The organism is Stenotrophomonas sp. 22385 (assembly GCF_052045085.1).
In the GTDB taxonomy this organism is placed as follows: Bacteria; Pseudomonadota; Gammaproteobacteria; order Xanthomonadales; family Xanthomonadaceae; genus Stenotrophomonas.
The window spans coordinates 210220-233743 of record NZ_JBQEOG010000002.1; the positions used below are offsets into that span (position 1 = coordinate 210220).

General features: G+C 66.7%; 23 protein-coding genes and 1 pseudogene. 12 read left to right on the forward strand and 12 right to left on the reverse strand.

Annotated features, from left to right (window positions below; all coding sequences use genetic code 11):
• Positions 1-543 precede the first annotated feature (543 nt).
• Genes ACTJI4_RS05415 through ACTJI4_RS05435 form a run of 5 tightly spaced genes read left to right on the forward strand, consistent with a single transcriptional unit; the run spans position 544 to position 4073 of the window.
• Positions 544-957 carry a hypothetical protein gene (locus ACTJI4_RS05415; RefSeq protein ID WP_440868759.1) on the forward strand — a complete coding sequence of 138 codons (414 nt, stop codon included), beginning with the start codon at positions 544-546 and terminating at the stop codon, positions 955-957.
• The gene (locus tag ACTJI4_RS05420; protein ID WP_440868760.1) at positions 935-2149 is read left to right on the forward strand and encodes a hypothetical protein; all 1215 of its coding nucleotides are present in this window, start codon (positions 935-937) and stop codon (positions 2147-2149) included. The genes ACTJI4_RS05415 and ACTJI4_RS05420 overlap by 23 nt, the downstream gene beginning before the upstream one ends.
• Positions 2142-3104, forward strand: coding sequence for a glycosyltransferase (locus ACTJI4_RS05425; RefSeq protein ID WP_440868761.1), 963 nt, complete (start codon positions 2142-2144; stop codon positions 3102-3104). Before ACTJI4_RS05420 ends, ACTJI4_RS05425 begins: the two co-directional genes overlap by 8 nt.
• Positions 3088-3480, forward strand: coding sequence for a GtrA family protein (locus tag ACTJI4_RS05430; RefSeq protein WP_440868762.1), 393 nt, complete (start codon positions 3088-3090; stop codon positions 3478-3480). Before ACTJI4_RS05425 ends, ACTJI4_RS05430 begins: the two co-directional genes overlap by 17 nt.
• Positions 3477-4073: a hypothetical protein gene (locus ACTJI4_RS05435; protein ID WP_440868763.1), complete on the forward strand. Its 597-nt coding sequence runs from the start codon at positions 3477-3479 to the stop codon at positions 4071-4073. Before ACTJI4_RS05430 ends, ACTJI4_RS05435 begins: the two co-directional genes overlap by 4 nt.
• An 89-nt stretch (positions 4074-4162) precedes the next feature.
• Here the strand turns inward: ACTJI4_RS05435 and ACTJI4_RS05440 are convergent, their stop codons facing one another.
• Positions 4163-5122 carry a UDP-glucuronic acid decarboxylase family protein gene (locus ACTJI4_RS05440; RefSeq protein WP_392919387.1) on the reverse strand — a complete coding sequence of 320 codons (960 nt, stop codon included), beginning with the start codon at positions 5120-5122 and terminating at the stop codon, positions 4163-4165.
• Between the two features lie 333 nt (positions 5123-5455).
• Here ACTJI4_RS05440 and ACTJI4_RS05445 point away from each other — a divergent pair, with 333 nt between their 5' ends.
• Positions 5456-6046, forward strand: a complete 591-nt coding sequence (locus ACTJI4_RS05445; protein ID WP_392919383.1) for an alpha-ketoglutarate-dependent dioxygenase AlkB family protein — start codon at positions 5456-5458, stop codon at positions 6044-6046.
• Here the strand turns inward: ACTJI4_RS05445 and ACTJI4_RS05450 are convergent.
• From ACTJI4_RS05450 to ACTJI4_RS05465, 4 genes are read right to left on the reverse strand one after another with little or no spacing between them, the layout of a single operon-like run.
• Positions 6024-6701, reverse strand: coding sequence for an ABC-type transport auxiliary lipoprotein family protein (locus ACTJI4_RS05450; RefSeq protein ID WP_392919380.1), 678 nt, complete (start codon positions 6699-6701; stop codon positions 6024-6026). The two genes, ACTJI4_RS05445 and ACTJI4_RS05450, sit on opposite strands and share 23 nt — an antisense overlap.
• Positions 6698-7624: an MlaD family protein gene (locus ACTJI4_RS05455; RefSeq protein ID WP_392919377.1), complete on the reverse strand. Its 927-nt coding sequence runs from the start codon at positions 7622-7624 to the stop codon at positions 6698-6700. Before ACTJI4_RS05455 ends, ACTJI4_RS05450 begins: the two co-directional genes overlap by 4 nt.
• Before the next feature lie 3 nt (positions 7625-7627).
• Entirely contained in the window at positions 7628-8458 is an 831-nt protein-coding gene (locus ACTJI4_RS05460; protein WP_392919374.1) for an ABC transporter ATP-binding protein, read from the reverse strand.
• Complete coding sequence (locus ACTJI4_RS05465) at positions 8458-9570, reverse strand: ABC transporter permease (protein ID WP_392919371.1); 1113 nt, start codon at positions 9568-9570, stop codon at positions 8458-8460. The genes ACTJI4_RS05460 and ACTJI4_RS05465 overlap by 1 nt, the downstream gene beginning before the upstream one ends.
• A gap of 81 nt (positions 9571-9651) precedes the next feature.
• Between ACTJI4_RS05465 and ACTJI4_RS05470 the strand changes: the two genes are divergently transcribed.
• The gene (locus tag ACTJI4_RS05470; protein WP_392919368.1) at positions 9652-10911 is read left to right on the forward strand and encodes a threonine/serine ThrE exporter family protein; all 1260 of its coding nucleotides are present in this window, start codon (positions 9652-9654) and stop codon (positions 10909-10911) included.
• A 107-nt stretch (positions 10912-11018) separates the two neighbouring features.
• Here ACTJI4_RS05470 and ACTJI4_RS05475 read toward each other — a convergent pair.
• The 3 genes and pseudogenes from ACTJI4_RS05475 to ACTJI4_RS05485 all read right to left on the reverse strand — a co-directional run.
• Positions 11019-11390 (reverse strand): annotated as a pseudogene (locus tag ACTJI4_RS05475) (H-NS histone family protein); the annotation flags it as partial.
• Between the two features lie 154 nt (positions 11391-11544).
• A complete protein-coding gene (locus tag ACTJI4_RS05480; RefSeq protein WP_392919365.1) occupies positions 11545-13236 on the reverse strand; it encodes a proline--tRNA ligase in 1692 nt (563 codons plus the stop codon).
• Positions 13237-13476: 240 nt separating this feature from the next.
• A complete protein-coding gene (locus tag ACTJI4_RS05485) occupies positions 13477-13857 on the reverse strand; it encodes a DUF4124 domain-containing protein (protein WP_392919362.1) in 381 nt (126 codons plus the stop codon).
• 100 nt (positions 13858-13957) lie between these two features.
• On the opposite strand from ACTJI4_RS05485, the gene pssA reads away from it, so the two are divergent.
• The 3 genes from pssA to rimI are packed head-to-tail and all read left to right on the forward strand — an operon-like array spanning position 13958 to position 15671.
• Entirely contained in the window at positions 13958-14737 is a 780-nt protein-coding gene (pssA, locus tag ACTJI4_RS05490) for a CDP-diacylglycerol--serine O-phosphatidyltransferase (RefSeq protein ID WP_392919359.1), read from the forward strand.
• Entirely contained in the window at positions 14734-15177 is a 444-nt protein-coding gene (locus ACTJI4_RS05495) for a hypothetical protein (protein ID WP_440868764.1), read from the forward strand. The genes pssA and ACTJI4_RS05495 overlap by 4 nt, the downstream gene beginning before the upstream one ends.
• A complete protein-coding gene (rimI, locus tag ACTJI4_RS05500; protein WP_392919354.1) occupies positions 15174-15671 on the forward strand; it encodes a ribosomal protein S18-alanine N-acetyltransferase in 498 nt (165 codons plus the stop codon). Before ACTJI4_RS05495 ends, rimI begins: the two co-directional genes overlap by 4 nt.
• A gap of 241 nt (positions 15672-15912) precedes the next feature.
• On the opposite strand, the gene ACTJI4_RS05505 is transcribed toward rimI, so the two are convergent.
• The 3 genes from ACTJI4_RS05505 to ACTJI4_RS05515 form a co-directional block, all read right to left on the reverse strand.
• Positions 15913-18681, reverse strand: a complete 2769-nt coding sequence (locus ACTJI4_RS05505) for a valine--tRNA ligase (protein ID WP_440868765.1) — start codon at positions 18679-18681, stop codon at positions 15913-15915.
• Positions 18682-18754: 73 nt separating this feature from the next.
• Positions 18755-19180, reverse strand: coding sequence for a DNA polymerase III subunit chi (locus ACTJI4_RS05510; protein WP_440868766.1), 426 nt, complete (start codon positions 19178-19180; stop codon positions 18755-18757).
• Positions 19167-20657, reverse strand: a complete 1491-nt coding sequence (locus ACTJI4_RS05515; protein WP_440868767.1) for a leucyl aminopeptidase — start codon at positions 20655-20657, stop codon at positions 19167-19169. Before ACTJI4_RS05515 ends, ACTJI4_RS05510 begins: the two co-directional genes overlap by 14 nt.
• A 104-nt stretch (positions 20658-20761) precedes the next feature.
• Here ACTJI4_RS05515 and lptF point away from each other — a divergent pair, with 104 nt between their 5' ends.
• Positions 20762-21841 carry an LPS export ABC transporter permease LptF gene (gene lptF / locus ACTJI4_RS05520; RefSeq protein WP_392919343.1) on the forward strand — a complete coding sequence of 360 codons (1080 nt, stop codon included), beginning with the start codon at positions 20762-20764 and terminating at the stop codon, positions 21839-21841.
• On the forward strand, positions 21838-22944 hold the full coding sequence (gene lptG, locus ACTJI4_RS05525; RefSeq protein ID WP_392919340.1) for an LPS export ABC transporter permease LptG: 1107 nt from the start codon (positions 21838-21840) through the stop codon (positions 22942-22944). Before lptF ends, lptG begins: the two co-directional genes overlap by 4 nt.
• A 97-nt stretch (positions 22945-23041) precedes the next feature.
• On the opposite strand, the gene ACTJI4_RS05530 is transcribed toward lptG, so the two are convergent.
• Positions 23042-23515: an RDD family protein gene (locus tag ACTJI4_RS05530; RefSeq protein ID WP_440868768.1), complete on the reverse strand. Its 474-nt coding sequence runs from the start codon at positions 23513-23515 to the stop codon at positions 23042-23044.
• Between the last annotated feature and the right edge of the window lie 9 nt (positions 23516-23524).

Sequence of the window (23524 nt, forward strand, 5' to 3'; positions counted from 1 at the left end):
AGTTCGTTACGGAGTTTTCAGACTCCAGTGCTCACCATGCGGACACGTTGACGATAGCGGAAGTTGATTGTCTCTGTTGATTTGCACCGGTTCGATGACGGCATCAATCGCCATGTCGTGATTGGGTCATGCGTCGTGGAATGCGTTGCGTGGCAACGTTTATGCAAAATGGGACGTGGTTAACATCGCGGCGGATGTCCCAGTTTCGCGGTGTGCCCTGGTGCAATATCTGATGGCGTTTATGGCATTGGTTGCGCCATTTCGCGCGTGGCCGGCGCGGTTTCGATTTGGGGTCATGCGTTACAGGGTGTTGTCCGGATACGGGCGGTCGTTTGGGAACCGACCCTACCGGTGCGTTTCATACGGATGGGGACCGACCGTGCGGTAGGGTCGCATCCCAATCGACCGCCATTGCATCGTCCGCGTCCGGTAATGGCATGAACATCGGCGGGAAAGGCCTTTCGCGGATGCGCCTGCATGCAGCGATCACCCGCGCAGGCCGAATGCTAGAATTTCGGGCTTGGCTGAACCTGGAATGCTGCCGTGATCAAACCCGGGAAGGGAAACCCCTCCGCCTTACAACGCTGGCTGATCGGTCTGCTGATCGGCGCGGCGCTGGTGGTGGGCTTGCGTGGTATCGCCAAGGATGTCGACTTCAACGGAGCGCTGCTGCGCCAGGCCTTCGTTGCCGACGCCGGCTGGGCCGAATCGGTACCGCCCGAGGTGGTGGAGGCCCGCGAGCTGCTCCGCCACGAGCAGAGTGGCGCGCCGATCGCCCTGGCGTCCGGTCTCTGGGAGGACCCCCTGGTGCGCGAACGCCTGTGGGACGGGCTGTACCCCCGCCGTATCCACTGGGCTGACAAGGGCCTGATGCTCTGGCGCACGCCAGGACCCCAGCAGCCCAACTGCACCGAAATCGCAAGGAGTGAGCGCATTGTTCTCGTTGACTGCCACTGACGGTGGCGCGCGCCCCGCGCTGGGCATGCTGGCCGGCGTGCTGCTCTGCTATGCCTTCGCCGCCTTTGGCTGGGTAGGGCTGCCGGCCCAGATCGCCTTCATCGCCGTGCTCGCCTGCGCGCTCTGGTCGCTGCTGGCCCTGCGCGATGGCCGCGCGGCGTGGATGCTGGGCATCGTGGCGGTGCTGCTGGTGCTGGCGCTGGGCAGCCCCACCGATGAGTGGGACCCGCGCTCGATCTGGATGCTGCACGCCAAGCGGATCTACCTGGAAAACTCGCTGTATGCCCAGCTGGACGGCTATGCCAACTTCAGCCACAACGATTACCCCTCGCTGCTGCCGCTGTGGTCGGCCACGGCGGCCAAGCTGGTGGGCCACTGGAATGAGATCTTCCCCAAGGCCGCTGCCACGCTCCTGCTCCTGCCCCCGCTGCTGCTGATCGCGCGCTCCCTGCGCACGTGGTGGGCGGCCGGTCTGGTCGCGGCGGCGGTACTGGAAGTGGGCGGGCGCTATCTGGTCGATGGCTACATGGACGCGTTCCTGGCGGTCTACGCCGTCGCCGCCCTCGCCATGGCGCTCCAGCCGCGAGGCGGCAACGGCGAGAGTGCGTGGTTCAACCTCGCCGCCTACGCGGCGCTGTCGGCGGTGCTGACGCTGATCAAGAACGAAGGCGCGGTGCTGGCCATTCTGGTGGCCGTGGTCGCGGTGGCAACTGTCCTCCTGCGCGACCGCCGCGTGCCCTGGACGCTGCTGGCGGCTTTCGCCGTGTCGATGCTGCCGCTGGTGGCGTGGAAGCTGGCCGTAGCCGGCGCCAACCTGGGCAACGACCTGGCCCAGAGTGACCTGAAGGGCCAGCTGCTGGCCCGGCTGCCCGACCTGGCACCGACCGTGCTGATCCTGAAGGCCCTGCTGCGCAGTGCCGTGTGGGTGCCGCTGGTGCTGCTGCTGGTACTGTGGGCGCGCACCTGGCGTACGCCTGCTGCCCGGGCCGCACTGCTGGTCGCCGTAGGCTACTTCGGTGTGCTGTTCGCCGTGTACCTGAGCACCCCGCACGACCTGGTCTGGCACCTGGCCACCAGTGCCAAGCGCGTGGCGCTGCCGGTGCAGCTGCTGTTGATGTATGCGCTGCTGGTGGTAATGGACCAGTGGAGAAGGGCGGACCCGCCGCACGCCGCAGGAGAACGGAATGCTTGAGTCCAACGAGTCGTTCGTGGTGGTGACCCCGGTCTACGAGGACCACCTGGCCTCGACCCGGTTGTTTACCGAGCTGGCACGCCTGTACGGCGACCGCGTGTTCGTGGTGGCCGTGGACGACGGCTCGATCCGCGAACCGGTGCAGCCGTTCCAGCTGTCCAGCGCCGGGGTGAGCGGGGTGGTGCTGAAGCTGCGCCGCAATGTCGGCCACCAGAAGGCCATCGCGATCGGGCTGGGCTACGTTGAAGAGAACCTGCCGGATGCCAAGCGCGTGGTGGTGATGGATTCCGATGGCGAGGACCTTCCCGAAACCATCGCCACGCTGCTGGACGCAGTGCGCGACGACACCGTGGATGTGGCAGTGGCACGGCGCCGGAGTCGGGTGGAAACGCTGCGCTTCCGCGCGTTCTATGTGGTCTACAAGTTCATTTTCCAGCTGCTAACCGGGCGCACCATCAGCTTCGGCAACTTCATGGCGATCAAGGTCAGTGCGCTGCACCGGCTCAACGCGATGCACGAGGTCTGGACCCATGTGGCGGCCGGACTGATCGCCAGCAAGCTGCGCCTGGCGGTGTGCCCGATCGACCGTGGGCCGCGCTACGCCGGGCAGAGCAAGATGAACTTCGTGGGGCTCACCCTGCATGGCTTCCGAGCGCTGATGGTGTTTGCCGAGGACGTGCTGGTCCGCGTGGGCCTGATGTGCGTGCTGGTTTCTTCGGCCTCCATCGTGCTGGCCGTGGTGGCCACCCTGCTCAAGCTGGCCGGCTATGCCACCCCGGGCTGGTTCTCGATGGCGCTGGGCGTGCTGTTCCTGGTGTTCCTGCAGACCGGTACGCTGACCCTGATGACGCTGATGCTCAGTGGCATCGTGCGCGGCACCATCCAGAAGCCGGGGGCCTACCGTGAGTACCTGGCGGGTGTCGTCGAAGTGTCGGCCGATGTCGCGCGGCGCTGAACTCCGCCAGCTGCTGCGGTACGTCATCAACGGGCTGGTGGCCACCGGCGTGCACTTCGCGGTGCTGACCCTGCTGGTGGAAGTGGTGCACGTGCGCTCCAAGGGCGTGGCCAACCTGCTGGCCGCGGCGGTGGCCATCGTGGCTTCCTTCCTGGGCAACCGCTACTTCGTGTTTGCCGCCACCCAGGCCCGCGCCAGCGGCCAGTTGTGGCGGTTCGTGCTGCTGTATGCGGCCATTGCGCTGCTGAACGGCGGGCTGATGGCGCTATGGTCGGATCTGCTGAAGTTCGACTACCGCGTGGGCTTCGTACTGATCAGCATCATCCAGTTCATCCTTTCATTCCTGGGCAACCGCCTGCTGGTATTCAAGCCATGAAAACCCTGCGCAACGCACTGCTGCTGACCATCGTCTACGTGGTGCTGCTGCTGGGCATCCATCTCCTGCACGTGCGCTTCTTTGCCGTGGACGTGGTGTTCTACGCGGCGATCGGCGATGCGCTGCTGGCGGCGGTGCTGACCGGTCTGTTGCTGCTGGTGCCTGCGCTGCGGCGCTTCACCGTTACCGAGAAAGTGCTGCTGATCGCGGTATGGCTGCTGGGCGGTTATTCCTTCGCGATTTCAGTGCCTACCGTGATCGACCGTTCACTGTCGTTCTACATCCTTGAAAAGCTGGACCAGCGTGGCGGCGGCATCCGCCAGGATGCCTTCCAGGACGTGTTCACCAGGGAATACATGGTGGAACATCGGCTGGTGGACGTGCGGCTGACCGAACAGGAAAGCTCGGGCACGGTGCGCATCGAGCACGGCTGCGTGCTGCTCACCGACAAGGGCCGCCGTGTAGCGGCCATGAGCCGCTTCTACCGCCAGCACTTCCTGCCAAAGCAGCGCCTGTTGCTTGGCAAATACTCCGACGACCTGACCGACCCGTTCCGCCACAGCCGCCAGGACGTCACTTACCAGTGCCACTGATCAGGCGGCTGCGGTAGAGTCGGTTCCCAAACGACCGCACGTAACGGCTCATCGCCCGGGAGCGCATGACGCCAGATCCGAGCGATCTCTCAGCCGCTCAACAATCCATCAAAATAGGCAATCGTCCGCCGAAGACCGTCTTCGAGCTTCACCTGCGGCTCCCAGCCGCCCAACCGGCTCTTGGCCAACGTGATATCCGGCTGGCGCTGCATCGGGTCATCCTGCGGCAGCGGCTTGAACACCAGCTTGGAGCCTGAGTTGGTCAACGCGATCACCGCTTCGGCCAGCTCGCGGATGGTCATCTCTGCCGGGTTGCCCAGGTTGCAGGGCCCGGTGAAATCCTTGTCGGTGTCCATCAGCCGGATGAACCCTTCAATCAGATCATCCACGTAGCAGAACGAACGCGTCTGCTGGCCCTCGCCGTAAATGGTGATGTTCTCGCCGCGCAGCGCCTGCACGATGAAATTGGACACCACGCGCCCATCATTGGGGTGCATGCGCGGGCCATAGGTGTTGAAGATGCGCGCCACCTTGATGTCCAGCCCGTGCTGGCGGTGGTAGTCGAAGAACAGGGTCTCGGCGCAGCGCTTGCCTTCGTCGTAGCAGGAGCGCGGCCCGATCGGGTTGACGTTGCCCCAGTACTCTTCGCGCTGCGGGTGCACGCTCGGGTCGCCGTAGACTTCGCTGGTGGACGCCTGGAAGATCCGGCAGTCCAGCCGCTTGGCCAGGCCCAGCAGGTTGATCGCCCCGTGCACCGAGGTCTTGGTGGTCTGCACCGGGTCGTGGCTGTAGTGGATCGGCGAGGCCGGGCATGCCAGGTTCCAGATCTGGTCGACCTCGATGTACAGCGGGAAGGTCACGTCGTGGCGCAGGAACTCGAAGTTCGGGTTGCCCAGCAGGTGCGCGATGTTGCGCTTGGTGCCGGTGAACAGGTTGTCGGCGCAGACCACTTCGTGGCCCTGGTCGAGCAGGCGCTCGATCAGGTGCGAGCCGAGGAACCCGGCACCACCGGTGACCAGGATGCGCTTGCTGCTGTCATGACTTCTCATTGCGGGTTCTCTGCCGGTAGGCGGCGGGGTGCTTGCCGCCGGTCACGCTGGGGGAACGCCGATTGTAGGCGGCTGGGTGCGTGCGGCATAGCGAGAGTTCGGCTGCGGAGCAGCGGATGTCGGTCTGGGGTCATGCGTTACCGGATGTGGAGCCGCCGCGTGCGGTCGTTCGGGAACCGACCCTACGTCGCCGTGCAAGCTGGTGCCCGCGGTAGGGTCGCATCCCAATCGACCGCCATTTCACTGCCCGCGCCCGGTAACGGCATGAAAATCAGGGGAAACGGCGCCCACCGGGCGCATGCGGGCCGTTCAGCGCCATGCTAGCGTTCCACCATGGACCTCCACCTTCCCGATGCCCAGGTGCACTGGCACCGCCACTGGCTGCCCACCGACGCGGCCGATGCGCTGCAGCGGCAGCTGCGCGGCGAGGTGCCGTGGGAGGTGCACAGAATCAAGATGTTCGGCCGGCAGGTGGATTCGCCGCGGCTGAGCTGCTGGATGGGTGATCCTGCAGCGCGCTACCGCTATTCGGGTACCGACTTCGTGCCACATGCCTGGCACCCGGCATTGGTTCCGCTGCGCGATGCGTTGTCGGATTTCTGCGGGCAGCCGTTCAACAGCGTGCTGCTCAACTGCTACCGCGACAATGACGATGGCATGGGCTGGCACAGCGACAACGAGCCCGAGCTTGGGCCTACGCCCCTGATTGCGTCATTGAGCCTGGGTGCAGCGCGGCGGTTCCTGCTGCGGCGTCGCGATGATCATGCACGCAAGGCGGAAGTCACCCTCGGCCATGGCGATCTGCTGGTGATGGGCGGACGCACCCAGACCTTCTATCAGCACGCATTACCGAAAAGCGCCCGGCCATTGGCCGAACGCATCAACCTGACCTTCCGTTGGATCAACGCAGCCGCGTCGGAATAACCGCAGCCGTCCTGCTGTCGGCCTGGCCGGTCACCAGCGTCCAGCCCACCAGCTCGGTGGTCACCGCCTGCAGGCCCTTCTCGAATGCCTGCGCCACATCGGCGGTGCTGGTGCTGGGCACCGGTTGTTCCTGGCGGAAGGTGCGGTCGGCCACTACGCGCTGGTCGATGACATGGATCAGCTTGGCGTTGATCTCGATCAGCGCGGTCGGCGTGGCCTGGCCGCGGTAATCGGATTCAAAGCGACGCACATCCAGCGCCAGCTTGTAGTCGGCACGGATGCCGGTGGTGGCGCGGGCCACGCCGGCAATGCGGCCGGAATCCTCGAAGGCGCGCACCAGCGCATCGTCGACCATGTCGGTGGCCGGCTGCGCCCAGCTCACGCCCTTGTAGACCTCCAGCTCGCCGGGGTTGGGGCGAACGTTGATGCGCGGGCTGTCGACCACGCGCGCGGCGGTCGGCTTGACCAGCACCAGCTGCCAGTCGACCTTCGGCCACGACGGATCCGGCTGGATGCGCACCACCGGCGAATAGATGGTGACCTGGCTGCGTTCGCCGCCGCCAAGCAACGAAGAGCAGGCGCCCAGCGCGATCATCAGTGCCGCCGGAAGCAGCAGGCGGGGGAGGGAGGCGGGCAGGAGAGGGAAGCGGCTCATTTGGGTTCGAACTCCTTCGGCGCGTCGCGGCCGAGCAGATAGCGGGCCGGGTTGTTGTCCAGTTTGTCGCTGACCCGGCGCAGGTCGCGGATCAGCCCGCGCAGTTCGGTCAGGGTCGGGCCCAGCTGGGCCAGGCCGTCGTTGGCGAAGCTGTTGATGGCCGCACGGTTCTCGCCCAGGATCGAATCGGCACTTCCGGCGGCCGAATCGAGCTTGGTCAGGGTGGTTTCCAGCTTGTCCAGGATCGGCGGCAGCTGCTGCACGAGGTTCGTGTCCAGGCGCTGGATGGTGCCGTTGGTGGTCTTGAGGGTGTCGTCCAGGCTGCGCGCGGCATCGCGCGCGCTGAGCAGCAGTGCCTGGGTGCCCTGGTCACGATCGGCCAGGCCGCCGCTGATGGTTTCCAGGTTGGCCAGGGTGGCGTTGATGCTGGCCACGTTGCGGTCGCTCAATACCTGGTCCATGCGCTCGACGATGCGGTTGGCCACGTCGGTGATGTTCTGCAGTGCCGACGGGGTGGTCGGAATGATCGGCGCCGGGTCCTTGTTCACCGCAGTCAGCGCCTGCGCCTGGGGCGTGCCGCCGCTGAGCTGGATGATCGACGGCCCGGTCAGGCTGGTGATGGCCAGCTTGGCGCGGGTGTCGGTCTTGACCGGGGTGTTGGAGTTCAGGCGGATCCGCGCAACCACCTGGCGCGGGTCATCCGGCACCAGGTTCAGTTCGGTGATCGAGCCGACCGCGATGCCGTTGTACTGCACCGGGCTGCCCACCGACAGGCCGGTCACGGCCTCGCGGAACACCACGCGGTATTCGGTCCAGGTGCGGTCGGAGGAGTACTTGGCCGCCCACAACCCGAAGGCCAGCAATGCCAGCCCCACGATCAGGGTGAACGCGCCGATCAGTACGTAATTGGCTTTGGTTTCCATGGCTTACTCGCTCTTCTGCTTGGCAGCGCGTGCAGCACGCGCGCGCGGTCCGTGGAAATATTCCTGGATCCACGGATGCTCCAGTTGTTCGATCTCAGGCAACGGCGCGTTGGCGATCACCTTGTGGTCGGCCAGCACGGCCACTCTGTCGCAGATGGCATACAGCGTGTCCAGGTCGTGGGTGATCAGCAGCACGGTCAGGCCGAGTGCTTCCTGCAGGGTCTTGATCAGGCGGTCGAATGCGGCCGCGCCGATCGGGTCCAGCCCGGCGGTGGGCTCGTCCAGGAACAGCAGCGGCGGGTCCAGCGCCAACGCGCGGGCCAGGCCGGCGCGCTTGCGCATGCCGCCGGACAGCTGCGAGGGCAGTTTATTGATCGCATCGGCCGGCAGGCCGGCCAGCTTCACCTTCAGCAACGCCAGTTCGTAATGCCAACGCTCGGGCAGTTCGCCGTGGTGTTCCTTCAGCGGCACCTGCACGTTCTCGCCCACGGTCATGGACGAAAACAGTGCGCCATCCTGGAACAGCACGCCGGTGTTGCGCTCGATGTGCAGGCGGTCGGCACGATTGTCCGAACGTGCATCCACGCCCAGCACTTCGATCTGTCCTTCATCGGGCCGGCGCAGCCCGAGGATGCTGCGCATCAGCACCGATTTGCCGGTGCCCGAGCCGCCGACCACGCCCAGGATCTCGCCGCGGCGCACGTCCAGGTCCAGGCCGTCGTGCACGGTCTGGGTGCCGAAGCGGTTGGTCAACCCGCGCACGCGGATGGCGAGCCCGGACGCGTCGTCCAGGTCGGGGCGGGTATCTTCTTCGGGGGCGGCCGTGGTCATCATCACCAATCCATGTGCATGAACCACAACGCGGCAAACGCGTCGATGATGATCACCAGCGAGATGGTCTGCACCACGCTGGAGGTGGTGCGCTCGCCCACCGACTGCGCGGTGCCTTCCACCTTCAGCCCTTCCAGGCAGCCGATCAGGCCGATCACGGCGGCAAACACCGGCGCCTTGGACAGGCCCACCAGCATGTGCCGCACTTCAATGGTCTCGTGCAGGCGCGCCAGGTACATCTGCGGCGGAATATCCAGATCGAATGCGCCCACGGTGACGCCGCCGGCCAGGCCGGCGATCATCGCCACGAAGGTCAGCAGCGGCAGGGTGATCAGCAGCGCGATCAGCCGCGGCAGCACCAGCAGGTCGACCGGGTCCAGGCCCAGGGTCTGGATGGCGTCGATTTCCTCGCGCGCCTTCATCGAGCCGATCTGCGCGGTGAAGGCGCTGGCGGTGCGGCCGGCCAGCACGATGGCGGTAAGCAGCACGGCGAACTCGCGCAGGAAGGCGATGCTGACCAGTTCCACCACGTAGATCTCGGCGCCGAAGTCGCGCAGGATCGTCGAGCCGAGGAAGGCGATCACCGCGCCCACCAGGTAGGACAGCAGGGCCACCAGCGGCACCGCGTCCAGCCCGACCTGCTCCATATGGTGCACGGTCGCGGTCAGTCGGAAACGACGCGGCTCGCGCAGCAGGCGGCTGCCTTTGACCAGGTTCTCGCCCAGGAAGCTGGCCAGCGCCACGATGTTGTGGCCGGTGGCGTGCACGCTGCGGCCCAGCCGCTCCAGCGCGGCCAGCACGCCGAAGTCGCGCTTGGCCTTGGGGCGGTCGTCGGCCACTTCTTCGATGGTGCAGACCAGCGCGCGGTGGTCTTCGCGGAACGTCAGTGCATCCTCGGCCAGGTCGGCACGATGGGCCACGCGCAGCACCTGCAGCACGCCGGCCGAATCCAGCTGGGTGATGCCGCTGGCATCGATGCCGGTGACCTTCTCCGGCGCCGCGCGCAGCACTTCGGCCGCGTCCAGCGCGGTGCGCAACGTCCACTGGCCGGACAACCGGATGAGACCGGGGTCCTGTGGATCCTGTTCGAGTTTGGGGGTCTGGTCTGGCGTCATGGGGCGTCCTCCACGCAGCATAACCTGTCTGCGTGGACGGCAAGTGTGTGCGCGCCCCGACATCAGGTAATACTACGCCGCATGTCTGCAGACGCACCCGCCATTGCCACCCCTCCCGCCACCTACGCACAGCGGGTGGCCTTCGTGTCCGAGATCGCCGGACGGCTGCACAGCTACGGCACGACGGCCCAGCGGCTGGAGGCGGCGGTGGTTGCACTGTCGCAGCGGCTGGACCTGGACTGCGAGCCCTGGTCGAACCCGACCGGGCTGATCCTGAGCTTCAGCGACCCGACCAAGGCCATCGGTTCGTCGGACATCACGCGCGTGATCCGGCTGGCACCGGGCGAAAACGACCTGCACAAGCTCAGCATCGCCGACCAGATCACCGAGGCGGTGTCAAACGGCACGATGAGCATCGCGCAGGGGCATACCGCGCTGCGACAACTGGACAAGGACCCGGGCCGGCGCGGCAAGATCCGCATGATCCTGTCCTACAGCCTGGGCGCGGCCGGCGTGGCCGGGCTGTGGAAGCTGCCGTGGCTGGATATCGCCACGGCCGGGGTGATCGGGCTGCTGATCGGGCTGATGACGCTCATCACCGACCGCCGTCCGGCCAGCCGCGAGGCCAGCGAGGCCCTGGCCGCGCTGCTGGCGGGCACCGTGGCGGCGCTGGTGGCGTCGTTCGTGGGCGCGCTCAACCTCAACACGGTAATCATCGCCTCGCTGGTGGTCATGCTGCCCGGCATGTCGCTGACCAACGCGGTCAACGAGCTGGCCAGCCAGCACTGGGTATCGGGGACGGCACGCTTCGCCGGCGCGATCACCACCATCCTGAAGTTGACGGTGGGCGCGGTGATCGCCGTGACGCTCTCGGGCATTGTCGGGCTGGATCCGCTGGTGCGCGCGTCGCGGCCACAGGCGGACTGGGTGGAATGGAGTGCGCTGCTGGTGGCGGCGTTTGCGTTCGCGATGCTGTTCAAGGCCAACCGCCGCGATTACCCGTGGGTGATCGCCGCCTCGGTGGCCGGTTACGCGATCTCCAAGTTTGCCGGCCAGGCCTGGGGCCTGCCAGCCGGCATTTTCATGTCGGCCATGATCATGACCGCGGCGGGCAACCTGTTCGGCCGCATCGTGCAGCGCCCGGGCGCGATCATCCGCCTGCCCGGCATCATCATGCTGGTGCCGGGCAGTACCAGCCTGCGCGGCGTGCTCACCCTGGTGCAGCAGCAGGACATGAGCGCCGGCCAGACCGTGCTGATGACCGTGCTCAACGTGGTCATGGCACTGGTGGCGGGACTGTTGTTCGGCAACCTGCTGGTACCGGCACGAAAGAATCTGTGAGTTTCTGAGAGATTCGAAACGATCAATGACGTCGCACGATGCATGGCAAAAAAAACGCCGGCATCCAGGCCGGCGTTTCGAAACGAGCGCGATCAGCGGTTCGCTTATTTCTTGATCAGGAACTCTTCCAGCTTCTTGCCCTTGGTGGTGTGGGCTGCCAGCCAGCGCGGCTGCTTGCCGCGGCCGGTCCAGGTTTCCTTGGGGTTGGCTGGGTTGCGGTATTTCGGGGCGACCTTGCCGAGCTTGCGCACGGCCTTGGCGGGTGCGGCTTTGGCGACCTTGCCGGGGCGGCCGCGGGTGGGGGGCGCAACGCCTGCTACTTCTTCCAGGGTGTATCCGTTTGCCTTGGCCAACTTGGTCAGCTGTGCGCGGACCTTGGTGATGGCCGGGCGCTTGGCGACGATCGTCTGCTGCTTCTTGGCGTTCTTGATCAGTGCGCCCAGCTCTTTGGCGGACAAGCCACTCAGGTCAATACTCATCAACTGCTCCGGAATCTAAAAATAGAAGGACGGGGTTGAGCCAGTCCTTGGCGCGGCAACAGCATACATTCTCATTTCTGGAATGCACAGCGCGAAGAATTAATCAATGGAAACGGGACAATAAAATGCCGGGATGTTTCACCCGGCACCGTCATCACTTCGCCAGCCTGGCCATCAACGCGTCGCGATCAAGGCTTTCGGCTTCACTGGCGCTGCGCGCGCGGTACTCGAACGTGCCGGCGGCCAGGCCACGTTCGGACACCACCACCCGGTGCGGCACGCCGATCAGCTCCATATCGGCGAACATCGACCCGGGGCGCAGCCCACGGTCATCCAGTGCCGCGTCCAGGCCAGCCGCCTGCAGCTGGCCCAGCAGTTCGACCGCGGCGTTGGCCACGCCCTCGTCCTGCTTGGGATTGATCACGCACACCACCACCTGCCACGGCGCCATCGCGTCGGGCCAGATAATGCCGGCGTCGTCATGGTTCTGTTCGATGGCCGCGGCAACGATGCGCGAGATACCGATGCCGTAGCAGCCCATCGCCATCACCGCGGCCTTGCCGTTTTCGTCCAGCACGGTGGCATTCAGCGCCTGGGCATACTGGCGGCCAAGCTGGAACACGTGGCCCACTTCGATGCCGCGTGCCACGCGCAGCTCGCCACCATCGGCGGCGCGGTCGCCTTCCTTTGCATTGCGGATGTCGGCCACTTCCGGCTCGGGCAGGTCACGGCCCCAGTTGACACCGGCAATATGGAAGCCGGCTTCGTTGGCACCGATGACGAAATCGGCCATCGCGGCGACGTCTCGATCGGCCACGATGCGGATCGGTCTGGCCGGGTTGAGCGGGCCCAGGAAGCCCGGTTCGCTGCCCAGGTGCGTGGCGATTTCCGCCTCGCCGGCCATGCGGTAGCCCTGCAGGCCGTCGACCTTGCCCAGCTTGATCTCGTTGACCTCGTGGTCGCCACGCACCAGCGCCAGCACGAAGCCGGCCTCGGTCATGATCGCGATCGACTTGACGGTACGCTCCAGGCCCAGGCCGAGCAGGGCGGCCACCGCCTCGCAGGTCTTCTGGGTGGGCGTTTCCACCTTGCGCAACGTTTCGCTGGCGGCCGGGCGCGGGCCCGGGGCAGCGGCGACGGCTGCTTCCATGTTGGCCGCGTAATCGGACCCGGTGGAGAACACCAGTGCGTCTTCGCCGGAGTCGGCGATGACGTGGAACTCCTGCGAGGCATCGCCGCCGATCGCGCCGGAATCGGCCTGCACCATGCGGAAGTCCAGGCCCAGGCGGGTGAACACGCGGGCGTAGGCGGCCTTCATGTTCTCGTACTCACGCACCAGGCACGCATCGTCGAGGTGGAAGGAATAGGCATCCTTCATCAGGAACTCGCGCGCGCGCATCACGCCGAAGCGCGGGCGGATCTCGTCGCGGAACTTGGTCTGGATCTGGAAGAAGTTCACCGGCAGCTGCTTGTAGCTGTTGAGTTCCTGGCGCGCGAAATCGGCGGCGGCCTCTTCAGCGGTGGGGCTGTAGCAGAACACCTGCTCCTTGCGGTCCTTGATCTTGAGCAGCTGCGGGCCGAATTTTTCCCAGCGCCCGGTGGCCTCCCACAGGTCCTTGGGCTGGAGGGTCGGCACCTGGAATTCAATGGCGCCGGCACGCTCCATTTCCTCGCGCACGATGCGCTCGACCTTGCGCAGCACGCGCAGGCCCAGCGGCGACCAGATATAGAGTCCCGAGGCCAGCTTGCGGATCATGCCCGCACGCAGCATCAGCCGGTGGCTGGTGAGCTCGGCGTCGCCGGGGGTTTCCTTGGTGGTGTGCAGGTGGAACTGGGAGAGGCGCATCGTCGGCTTCGCTGAACGGCGGAAAGCCTACATTTTGCCAGCACGGCTGGCAAAATGTAGGCGGGCATTCACGTCGTTGCCAGCCCGACCGCCAACGTGCCCAATTCGGGCCCGGGGGGCGTATCGACCAACGGTCGATACCTGCCGACGCCGGGGTCGACCAACGGTCGATACCTGCCGACGCCGTGGTCGACCGACGGTCGATACCTGCCGGGTAGCACACGACCGTTGGTCGTGTGGTCAGGCCGCCGGCTTGCAGTAGGCCTTGATGCCCGCTTCGGCCAGCCCCTTCTGGCTCTGGCGCTGGGTGTCGTCCAGCGGGGAATCGGGCTTGCCGTCGCCATCGGTGTCCTGCAGCACCGCGCCCTTGCCGTTGAGCAGGGCCAGGTTGTTGCGGGCGGTCGTGCAGTCGGCCGATTCGGCCGGTGCGGCCTTTGCCTGCGGCGTGCCGCCGACCGGGTCCCGGTTCTGGATCTGGCGCTGTTCGGCGGTCCGGCCGGCGGGCGGCTTCTCCGAATACTGGGTCACGCCGTTGGCGTCCTTCCACTTGTAGACGGTTCCAGCGCTGGCCGGGGCGCTGGCGAGCAGCAGCAGGCAGCACACGAGGGGCAGGGCACGCATGGCAACTCCGGGCAGCGGGGACAGAGGCGCGATTGCAGCATTCCCGCTCCATGCTGGCAAGCCTCCCCCCAAACCGGGCCGCAGCCACTAAACTGGCGGCATGGATCAGATGAAACCCCCGCCGCGCTCGCGCAGCATCTATTTGCTGCCCAACCTGTTCACCACTGCGGGCCTGTTCGCCGGGTTCTACGCGATCATCGCGGCGGCCAACGGCGATTTCGTCAATGCCGCCATCGCCGTGTTCGTGGCAGCGGTCATGGACGGCCTGGATGGGCGGGTGGCGCGCCTGACCGGCACCAGCAGCGAGTTCGGCGTGCAGTACGACTCGCTGGCCGACCTGGTCAGCTTCGGCATGGCCCCGGCGCTGGTGATGTACCACTGGTCGCTGTCGTGGCTGAAATTCGACGACCCCATCCTCGGCCGGGTCGGCTGGGCGGTGGCGTTCCTGTATGCCGCCTGCGCCGCGCTGCGCCTGGCCCGCTTCAACACCCAGGTCAGCGTGGTCGACAAGCGCTGGTTCATCGGCCTGGCCAGCCCGGCCGCGGCCGGACTGATGATGTCGTTCGTGTGGGCCTTCGCCGACGGCACGCTGGGCTGGGACGGCAATGAACTGCGCTACGTGGCGCTGGGCGTGACCCTGGTGGCGGCGCTGCTGATGGTCAGCCGGATCCGTTTCTGGAGCTTCAAGGGCAGCGGCGAGAAAGGCCCGCGTGCCGATCGCGTGCCGTTCCTGGCGTTGGCGCTGGTGCCGATCGCCATTGCCATCATGGTCATCGACCTGCCGCGCGTGCTGTTTGCGGTCGGGGTGATCTATGCCCTGTCCGGTCCGGTCAGCTGGCTGTGGCAGCGTACCCGCAAGCCGGTCGAGCCCGCCGCGTGAGCAGCCCGGCCGACCCGTCCCTGTGGACCCCGGCGCAGCAGTCCTGGCTGCAGGCGATGGGCTACACGGTGTTCGTGGACGGCAACGTGGAGATGGCCGGTCCGGAGACGGGGATCGACCTGGGCATGGCCGAGGCTGTTGCGGCACCGCCCCCGCAGACCCAGCCGGCACCTGCGCGTCGCTCCGCGCCAACCCGCATTGACGAGCCGGCACCTGCCGTCGCGCCCCGCGAACGCGCCAGCGGCGCGCGCCGCGCGGCAGTGCGCATGCCCGACCGCCTGCAGATCGCACTGCTGCGCGCGTCCGGCTGCAACCCGGCCGAGCCGGAAACGCAGGCGCTGATGGCCGGCTGGAAGCTGGATGAACTGCGTGGCAATGCCGCGGCCAAGCGCGCGCTGTGGCCGCAGCTGAGGGCACTGCGCAAGCGGGGCCGCGGGTGAGCGCGGTCAGTTCGGCGCGCCCGATGTCGCTGCGCGCGCTGCGCGAGGCCGACCTGGATGCGGTGATGGAAATCGAACTGCGCGGCTACCCGTTCCCGTGGACGCGGGGCATCTTCGTTGATTGCCTGCGTGCCGGTTACCCCGCGCTGGCGCTGGACGATGATGGCGTGCTGGTCGGCTATGGCGTGCTCAGCATCGCCGCCGACGAAGCGCACGTGCTCAATGTCTGTATCGATCCGGCGTGCCAGGCCCGTGGCCTGGGCCGGCGGCTGTTCCGCGCGCTGGTGAAGCTGGCGCGCGAGCATGGCGCGCAGCGGGTATTCCTGGAAGTGCGCCCGTCCAACACGCCGGCGGTGGCGCTGTACCACAGCGAGGGCTTCAACGAGATCGGCCGCCGCCCGCGCTATTACCCGGCCCGTGATGGGCGCGAAGACGCGCTGGTGATGGCGATCGAACTGGTCGACGACGACATCCAGACGATGCCGCCGTTGTAAGGGCAGCCACGCAGGGTGTGGCTCTACGATCATGTCGTCAATCAACCGCAAGCCGCCGGGCCACCGGCGGTAGGGTCGCATCCCTATCGACCACCTCTGCACTGCCCGCGTTCGGTTGCGGCATGAACATTGGCGGGGAAGGCGTTTCGCCGGTCAGCGTCCATGCGTCAAAGGGCCGATCCCGGCACCCCGCGGTAGCAGGCGACCGTTGGTCGCCTGTCCGGAAGCCGATTGACAGGCTCTACAGCTTCGCGCGCTGCGCGACCAGGCCTTCCAGCTGCGCGGTCCAGTCGACCAGGCGCACGCGCTCCTGCTCGATCACCGCCGCCGGCACCTTGTCGGTGAACTTGGACAGCTTGGTGGCGCTCTTTTCCTTCTCCGCCTCCACCCGCGCGATTTCCTTGTCCAGGCGCGCGCGTTCGGCGCCCAGATCGACCAGGCCTTCCAGCGGCACCAGCAGCTTCAGCTCGCCCACGATCGCGGTAGCGGCCGGCGGCGTTTCCGCATCGGCAGCCAACCACTCGATGCGCTCCAGCTTGAGCAGGAACGACAGCGACGAAGTGAAGCGGGCCACGCGGTTGCGGTCATCCCCGCTGCCCCCCTGCAGCAGCAGGCCAACCTGCTTGGCCGGCGGCACGTTCAGTTCGCTGCGCACGCGGCGCAGCGCACTGACCATGGACTTCAGCCACTCCACATCGGCCTCGGCCTGCACGAAATCACCCGCGAACTCCGCAGCGGTCGGGTAGGCGCGCAGCGAAATGGTGTCGCCGTCGATGCCCAGGCGTGGCGCAACCTGGCGCCACAGCTGTTCGGTCACGAACGGGGTGAGCGGGTGCAGCAGGCGCAGCAGCGCTTCCAGCACGTACAGCAGGGTGTGGCGGGTGCTGGCCGCGTCCTCGGCGTTGTCGCCATTGAGGGCCGGCTTGGTGAGTTCCAGGAACCAGTCGCAGAATTCGTTCCAGGCGAACTCGTACAGTGCCTGCGCCAGCAGGTCGAAGCGGTAGTTGGCGAAGTGCGCCTGCGCCTCGGCCGACACCGCTGCCAGCCGCGCCAGGATCCAGCGCTCGGCATCGGTGCGCGGCTGCGGCACGCCGCTGAACTGCGCGCCTTCGGTGTTCATGAGGGTGAAACGGCTGGCATTCCACAGCTTGTTGCAGAAGTTCTTGTAGCCCTCGGCGCGGCTCATGTCGAACTTGATGTCACGGCCATGGGTGGCCAGCGCGGCGATGGTGAAGCGCAGCGCGTCGGCACCGTGGGCGATGATGCCGTCGGGGAAGTCCTTGCGGGTGGCCTTCTCGATCTTCGGCGCGTCCTTGGGCTTCATCAGCCCGGTGGTGCGCTTGGCGACCAGGTCGTCGATGGAGATGCCGTCGATGATGTCCAGCGGGTCGAGCACGTTGCCCTTGGACTTGGACATCTTCTGGCCCTGCGCATCGCGGATCAGGCCGGTGATGTAGACGTCCTTGAACGGGATCTTCCCGGTGAAGCTGTCGGTGGCCATGATCATGCGGGCCACCCAGAAGAAGATGATGTCAAAGCCGGTGATCAGCACCGACGACGGCAGGTAGCGCTCGAAACCGCGCTCGGCCATCGCCTGCGCGTTCGGCCAGCCCAGGGTGGAGAACGGCCACAGCTGCGAGGAGAACCAGGTTTCCAGCACGTCGCTGTCCTGGCGCAGCACCACGTCAGCGCCCAGCTGGGCGCGCGCGCGCGCGTCGGCTTCATCGCGGCCGACGTAGCAGGTGCCGGCGTCGTCGAACCACGCCGGAATGCGGTGGCCCCACCACAGCTGGCGGCTGATGCACCAGTCCTGGATGTTCTCCATCCAGTGGCGGTAGGTGTTGATCCAGTTGGCCGGGACGAACTGGATGGAACCGTTCTCGACCAGCTCCAGGCCGCGCTTGGCCAGCACGTCCATCTTCACGAACCACTGGTCGGTCAGGTACGGCTCGATCACCTGGCCGGTACGGTCGCCGCGCGGTACCTGCAGCTTGTGCGCCTTGGTTTCGACCAGGATGCCCAGTTCTTCCAGCTCGGCCAGCACCACCCTGCGCGCTTCGTAGCGATCCAGCCCGCGGTACCTTTCCGGGGCGTTGTCGTTGATCGCCGCCACCGGGGTGAACAGGTTGATCATCGGCAGGTCGTGGCGCAGGCCTACCTGGTAATCGTTGAAATCGTGCGCCGGGGTGACCTTGACCACGCCGGTGCCGAACTCGCGGTCGACGTAATCGTCGGCGATCACCGGGATCTCGCGGTCGGTCAGTGGCAGCTTCACCATCCTGCCGATCAGGTGCGCATAGCGTTCGTCCTCCGGGTGCACCATCACGGCGGTGTCGCCGAGCATGGTCTCCGGGCGGGTAGTGGCGACGGTGAGGCTGCCGCTGCCATCGGCCAGCGGATAGCTGATCGACCACAGGAAGCCGTCTTCCTCCACGCTTTCCACTTCCAGGTCGGAAATGGCGGTCTTCAGCACCGGGTCCCAGTTGACCAGCCGCTGGCCACGGTAGATCAGGCCCTGCTCATGCCAGCGCAGGAACGCTTCGACCACCGCTTCGGATGGCTGCGGGTCCATGGTGAAGGTGCTGCGCGACCAGTCCGCCGAGGTGCCCATGCGGCGCATCTGGCGCTCGATGATGTCGCCCGACTGCGCCTTCCATTCCCACACCTTTTCGATGAAACCGTCGCGGCCCAGCGAATCGCGGCTCTCGCCATTGCCGGCCAGCGCCAGGTTGCGCGACACCACCATTTCGGTGGCGATGCCGGCGTGGTCGGTGCCCACCTGCCACAACGTGTCGTAGCCGCGCATGCGGTGGTAGCGCACCAGCGCATCCATCAGGGTCTGCTGGAAGGCATGGCCCATGTGCAGCGTGCCGGTCACGTTCGGCGGCGGCAGCAGGATGGTGTACGGCTCGCCCTTGCCGGACGGCTTGAAGTGCCCGGCCTTCTCCCAGAAGTCGTACAGCTCCGTTTCGAAGGTCTTGGGGTCGTAGCTGGAGGCAAGTTGGGTCATGCGGGGGCAACCAGGAGGCAATCAGTAAAGGATCAGGGCGCCGGCCGGCCCGATCAAGGGCGCCGGCACGGGCTTACATGTCGTACTTGTTCAGCTCGAAATCCAGCGCCTTGTACTGGCGCCAGCGCTCGCGCAGCGGCTCGCGGGCTTCCGGGTCGGCCGGCACCACTTCCAGCACCCGGTCGCAGGCGCCGAGGTAGGGGTCGTCGCGCAGGTTGATCACCAGCGGGCGCGATGGGGCGTCGGTACCGGGCGCGGCGATCAGCACCAGCGCCTCTTCCTCATCCACGTCTTCACCGGCAATCTGGTGCGGAATATAGGCATCGTCGTCGAACGACCACAGCAGCTCGTCCAGCTCCTCGGCCTGGGCGGTGTCGCGCGCCAGCACCAGGGTGGAAAGCCCCGCATCGTTGGCCTTGCGGGCCAGCTCGCAGACCAGGCGCAGCGGCTCGGTCAGGAAGCGGGGCTTGGCGATCAGGTAGAAGTCAGCCCGCGACATGGGCGCGGCCGACCTGGTCGAGCAGCCACTGGGTCAGCAGGCCGACCGGACGGCCGGTGGCCATGCCGCGCTTGCCTTCATCGCTGGCCACGCCGGCGATGTCCAGGTGCGCCCAGCGCTGGCCTTCGGTGAAGCGCGACAGGAAGCAGCCGGCGGTGATGGCGCCGGCCCAGCGGCCGCCGATGTTGTAGACGTCGGCAAAGCTGGAATCCAGCATCGGCTGGTACTCGTCCCACAGCGGCAGGCGCCAGGCGCGGTCGAACACGTGCTCGCCGGCGGCCAGCAGTTCGTTGGCCAGGTCGTCATGCTTGGTCATCAGGCCGGCGGTCTGGTGGCCCAGGGCGACCAGGCAGGCACCGGTCAGGGTGGCCACGTCGACCAGCGCGGCCGGCTCGAAGCGCTGCGCGTAGGTCAGCGCGTCGCACAGGATCAGGCGGCCTTCGGCGTCGGTGTTGCCCACTTCGATGGTCTTGCCCGACATCGAGGTGATCACATCCGACGGGCGGTAGGCATTGCCGTCGATGGCGTTTTCCACCGCCGGGACCACCACCACCAGGTTCAGCGGCAGCTTCGCGGTGACGGCCGCGACAAAGGTGCCGATGACGTTGGCGCCACCGCACATGTCGTACTTCATCTCTTCGATGCCGCCCTGGGTCTTCAGGTTCACGCCGCCGGTGTCGAAGGTGATGCCCTTGCCCACCAGCACGTACGGCTTGGCGTCGCCGCCGTTGTTCCACTTCAGCACCACCAGGCGCGGGCGGTTGGCCGAGCCACGGGCCACCGCCAGCAGCGAGCCCATGCCGAGCGCTTCCATCTGCGTCTCGTCCAGGATCTCCGCTTCGGCACCGGCATGGGCCTTGGCGAAGGCCACCGAGGATTCAGCCAGGTAGGCCGGGGTGCACAGGTTCGGCGGCAGGTTGCCCAGCTCGCGGGCGTGCTGCACGCCGGCGGCGATCGCCCGGCCCTGGGTCAGAGCCTGCTCGTCGGTACCGGTGATGGCCAGCGTGGCCAGGCCCGGGGCCTCGGCCTTCTTCGTGCCCAGGGTGGCCGTGTAGCGGTAGGCGGCGTGATCGGCGCTGATCACGGCCTGGCGGATGTTCCAGCCGGCATCGCGGCCCTTGACCTCGATCTCGGCCAGGGTGAACAGCGCGTGGCGGATGGCCCCGCTCTTCAATGCGCGGCTGGCGTCGCCCACCGCCTTGAGGTACTGGGGCACGCCGAACTTGGCCGGCTCACCCAGCCCGACCACCAGCACGCGCGCGGCTTTCACGCCGGCCACGTCATGCAGCAGGGTGGTGGCGCCGGTCTTGCCGCTGACATCGCCGCGGGCGACCAGGGCGGTCAGACGGCCGCCCGAGGCGGCGTCCAGGGCCTGTGCCGCCGGGCTCAGGGTCTGGTCGGCGTAGGCGCCAACGATGACGCAGTCGACCTCGGCCGAGGCCGGGGCAGCGTGGTTCAGGGTGAATTCCAGGGCCATTGATCAGATTCCGTTGGCAAATACGTACAATCGCGAGCTGTTTACGTCCCGTCAGTAGACTGGGCAACCACGCGAACGAATCCGAGAGTTTAAACCACCGCCCCATGTCGAAGCTCGATCGCTATCTCCTGCGTGATTTCGTCCAGAGTTTTCTGGCCACCCTGATCGTATTGCTGGTGGTAAGCGTGGGCGGCGTGCTGGTGGACATCCTCGGCAACATCGCCGATGGCCGCCTGCCTGCCCGCCTGCTGTTCTCCCAGCTCGGCCTGCAGTTCATCGTCTACATGCCGCTGATCCTGCCGCTGGCGCTGATGCTGGGCCTCCTGCTGGCCACGGCGCGGCTGTACCGGGACTCGGAAATGGCGGTCCTGACCGCCATCGGGGTCGGGCCCCGGCGGCTGCTGCGCCCGGTGCTGATGATGGTGCTGCCGGTGGTGGGGCTGATCGCGCTGTGCTCGCTGTGGCTGGGCCCCTGGGCGGACCGGACAAGCGAGCAGATGATTGAAGACGCCAACAAGAGCCTGGTCATGGCCGGGCTGGAGTCGGGCAAGTTCACCATGCTGCCCAATGGCGGGGTGGTCTACCTGTCCTCGGTCTCGGCCGACGGCAGCGGGCTGGGGCGGATCTTCGTCCAGCGCAGCCGGGGCGACCGGATCGAGGTGGTGTCGGCCGCAAGCGGCAAGATGTTCTTCGAGGGCGACCGCCAGCGCTATCTGCAGCTCGATGACGGCCACCAGATCGAGGGCCCGGCCAACGGCGCGCTGGATTACCGGCTGATGACCTTCGTCCGCAACGATGTTGCGCTGCCTGATGGCGCCATCACCCGCGATGACAATGATCCCGAGCTGCTGCCGACCAGCCGCCTGTTCGGCGATGCCCGGCCGGAGGCGCAGGCGCAGCTGCACTCGCGCATCACGCCTCCGCTCATCGCCCTGGCGTTTGCGTTGATGACCCTGCCACTGGCGCGCAGTTCGCCGCGCCAGCAGCGGTACGGAAGGATGATGTTTGCCTTCCTTGCCTACATGGTCGGCATGAACCTGATGTTCATTGGTACCCGATGGATCGCTGACGGCAAGATACCAGCGACCTTCGGCCTGTGGTGGTTGAGCCTGCCGTTGCTGGCGCTGGCCATCTGGATGTATCTGCGCGACGGCAGACTCTCGCGCCCGCGGAGGACCGCATGAAGCTTCATCCGATGCGGTTTGATTTCTACCTGGGCCGGGCGGTGTTCGGCACCGTTCTGCTGACCTGGGCCGTGCTGGTGGGCCTGGACGTGGTCATGGCCTTCTCCGGCGAGTTCAAGGACGTTGGCAAGGGCGGCTATACGCTCGGCCACGCGGCGGCCTGGGTGCTGTACACGGTGCCGCGCCGCGCCTACACCTTCTTCCCCACTGCGGCCGTGATCGGTTCGCTGATGGGTCTGGGCCAGCTGGCGGCCACCTCCGAGCTCACCGCGCTGCGCGCGCTGGGACTGTCGCGCAAGCGGCTCAGCGCCTCGGTCGCAATCGCGTTGTCCCTGATGACGGCGGTGATGGTGTTGAGCGGCGAGACGCTGGCGCCCTGGGCGCAGAATCGTGCCGACAACATCAAGGCCAGTGCGAAGTCGGGGCAGAGCCTGTCTGCATCGCGATACTCGGGGGTATGGGTGCGCGAAGGCGACACGTTCCTCACCGCGACCAGTGGCGAAGAGCAGCTGCTGCCCGGTGGCGGGACGCGGCTGGTGCTCAGCGACGTGAGCCTGTATCAGATCGCACCTGACGGAAAAATCGCGTCGGTGACCCATGCCGGCACCGTCGAACACACGGCCGATGGGTGGACCCTGAACAAGGTTCGCCGCGATACCTTCGGCGAGCGTTCGGCCACCCGTACCACTGCGGAAACCGAAAAGTGGGATTCCAAGCTGGATGCGGGCGCGCTGGCCTCGGGCTTCTCCAAGCCGCGCAACCTGGCCGCGCGCGACCTGCGCACCAGCATCGAGTACCGCAAGCGCAACGGGCTGGACGCGCGCGATTACGAGGACATCTACTGGAGCCGCTGGTTCTATCCCCTGAACGTACTGGCGCTGTGCCTGGCCGCGGTCCCGTTCGCGTTCGGTTCACTGCGCAGCGGTGGCATGGGCAAGCGCCTGTTCCTGGGCATCCTGTTCGCGCTGGGCTTCTGGCTGCTGCAGCTGTTCTTCGGGCGCATGGCCGGTGCGTTGAAGTTCGATTACCGCATCGCCTACGCGTTGCCACCGATCGTGATGCTGGTGGTGTCGGGAATGCTGTTCCGGCGCAAATCCGGGTAACCCCCGGCGGCGGGCGACGGGTAGGGGCGGTTCCCAAACGACTGCCGATAACGGTGATCGGCCCTTTGACGCAGGGCCCGTGATCGAAGAAGCGCGGTTACCGCTTGGGCAGCCGCTGCATACGCGTATCGGACATCCGGTCATGCCACGTCAGTCGCTGGCGGTCGATCAACGCCCACCACAGTCCCAGGCCGCCCAGCAGCACCGACACCGTACCCACCGCATAACGCAGCCACAGCTGCCGCCGCGTGGGCGCGGTGCCGTCGGCGCCCACCACCTGCAACCGCCACGGCCGCATCCCCAGCGTCTGGCCACCGCGCCGCCAGCTTTCGACGGCATACACCCCGGTCACCATCCAGCAGCACCCCCACAACACCCACTGCAGCGGGCTGAACGGCGCGATGTTCTCGCGCGCAGCGTGGCCGGTGGCGTAGCCGGCGGTAAACAGCGCGCCGACCAGCATCCACAGTGCCAGCGCCGGGAAGAAGTCGTAGAGCAGTGCGAGCAGCCGCCACAACAGCTGTGAGGCAGGCCGGGTAGTGTCGGTGGTGACGGCGGTAGGTGCGCTCATGGGCCGAGC

Coding starts and splice junctions, on each gene's coding strand:
- ACTJI4_RS05425 (WP_440868761.1), top strand. CDS start 2,142: ATGCTTGAGTCCAACGAGTCGTTCGTGGTGGTGACCCCGGTCTACGAG.
- ACTJI4_RS05430 (WP_440868762.1), top strand. CDS start 3,088: ATGTCGCGCGGCGCTGAACTCCGCCAGCTGCTGCGGTACGTCATCAAC.
- ACTJI4_RS05435 (WP_440868763.1), top strand. CDS start 3,477: ATGAAAACCCTGCGCAACGCACTGCTGCTGACCATCGTCTACGTGGTG.
- ACTJI4_RS05440 (WP_392919387.1), bottom strand. CDS start 5,122: ATGAGAAGTCATGACAGCAGCAAGCGCATCCTGGTCACCGGTGGTGCC.
- ACTJI4_RS05445 (WP_392919383.1), top strand. CDS start 5,456: ATGGACCTCCACCTTCCCGATGCCCAGGTGCACTGGCACCGCCACTGG.
- ACTJI4_RS05450 (WP_392919380.1), bottom strand. CDS start 6,701: ATGAGCCGCTTCCCTCTCCTGCCCGCCTCCCTCCCCCGCCTGCTGCTT.
- ACTJI4_RS05455 (WP_392919377.1), bottom strand. CDS start 7,624: ATGGAAACCAAAGCCAATTACGTACTGATCGGCGCGTTCACCCTGATC.
- ACTJI4_RS05460 (WP_392919374.1), bottom strand. CDS start 8,458: ATGATGACCACGGCCGCCCCCGAAGAAGATACCCGCCCCGACCTGGAC.
- ACTJI4_RS05465 (WP_392919371.1), bottom strand. CDS start 9,570: ATGACGCCAGACCAGACCCCCAAACTCGAACAGGATCCACAGGACCCC.
- ACTJI4_RS05470 (WP_392919368.1), top strand. CDS start 9,652: ATGTCTGCAGACGCACCCGCCATTGCCACCCCTCCCGCCACCTACGCA.
- ACTJI4_RS05480 (WP_392919365.1), bottom strand. CDS start 13,236: ATGCGCCTCTCCCAGTTCCACCTGCACACCACCAAGGAAACCCCCGGC.
- ACTJI4_RS05485 (WP_392919362.1), bottom strand. CDS start 13,857: ATGCGTGCCCTGCCCCTCGTGTGCTGCCTGCTGCTGCTCGCCAGCGCC.
- pssA (WP_392919359.1), top strand. CDS start 13,958: ATGGATCAGATGAAACCCCCGCCGCGCTCGCGCAGCATCTATTTGCTG.
- ACTJI4_RS05505 (WP_440868765.1), bottom strand. CDS start 18,681: ATGACCCAACTTGCCTCCAGCTACGACCCCAAGACCTTCGAAACGGAG.
- ACTJI4_RS05510 (WP_440868766.1), bottom strand. CDS start 19,180: ATGTCGCGGGCTGACTTCTACCTGATCGCCAAGCCCCGCTTCCTGACC.
- ACTJI4_RS05515 (WP_440868767.1), bottom strand. CDS start 20,657: ATGGCCCTGGAATTCACCCTGAACCACGCTGCCCCGGCCTCGGCCGAG.
- lptF (WP_392919343.1), top strand. CDS start 20,762: ATGTCGAAGCTCGATCGCTATCTCCTGCGTGATTTCGTCCAGAGTTTT.
- lptG (WP_392919340.1), top strand. CDS start 21,838: ATGAAGCTTCATCCGATGCGGTTTGATTTCTACCTGGGCCGGGCGGTG.
- ACTJI4_RS05530 (WP_440868768.1), bottom strand. CDS start 23,515: ATGAGCGCACCTACCGCCGTCACCACCGACACTACCCGGCCTGCCTCA.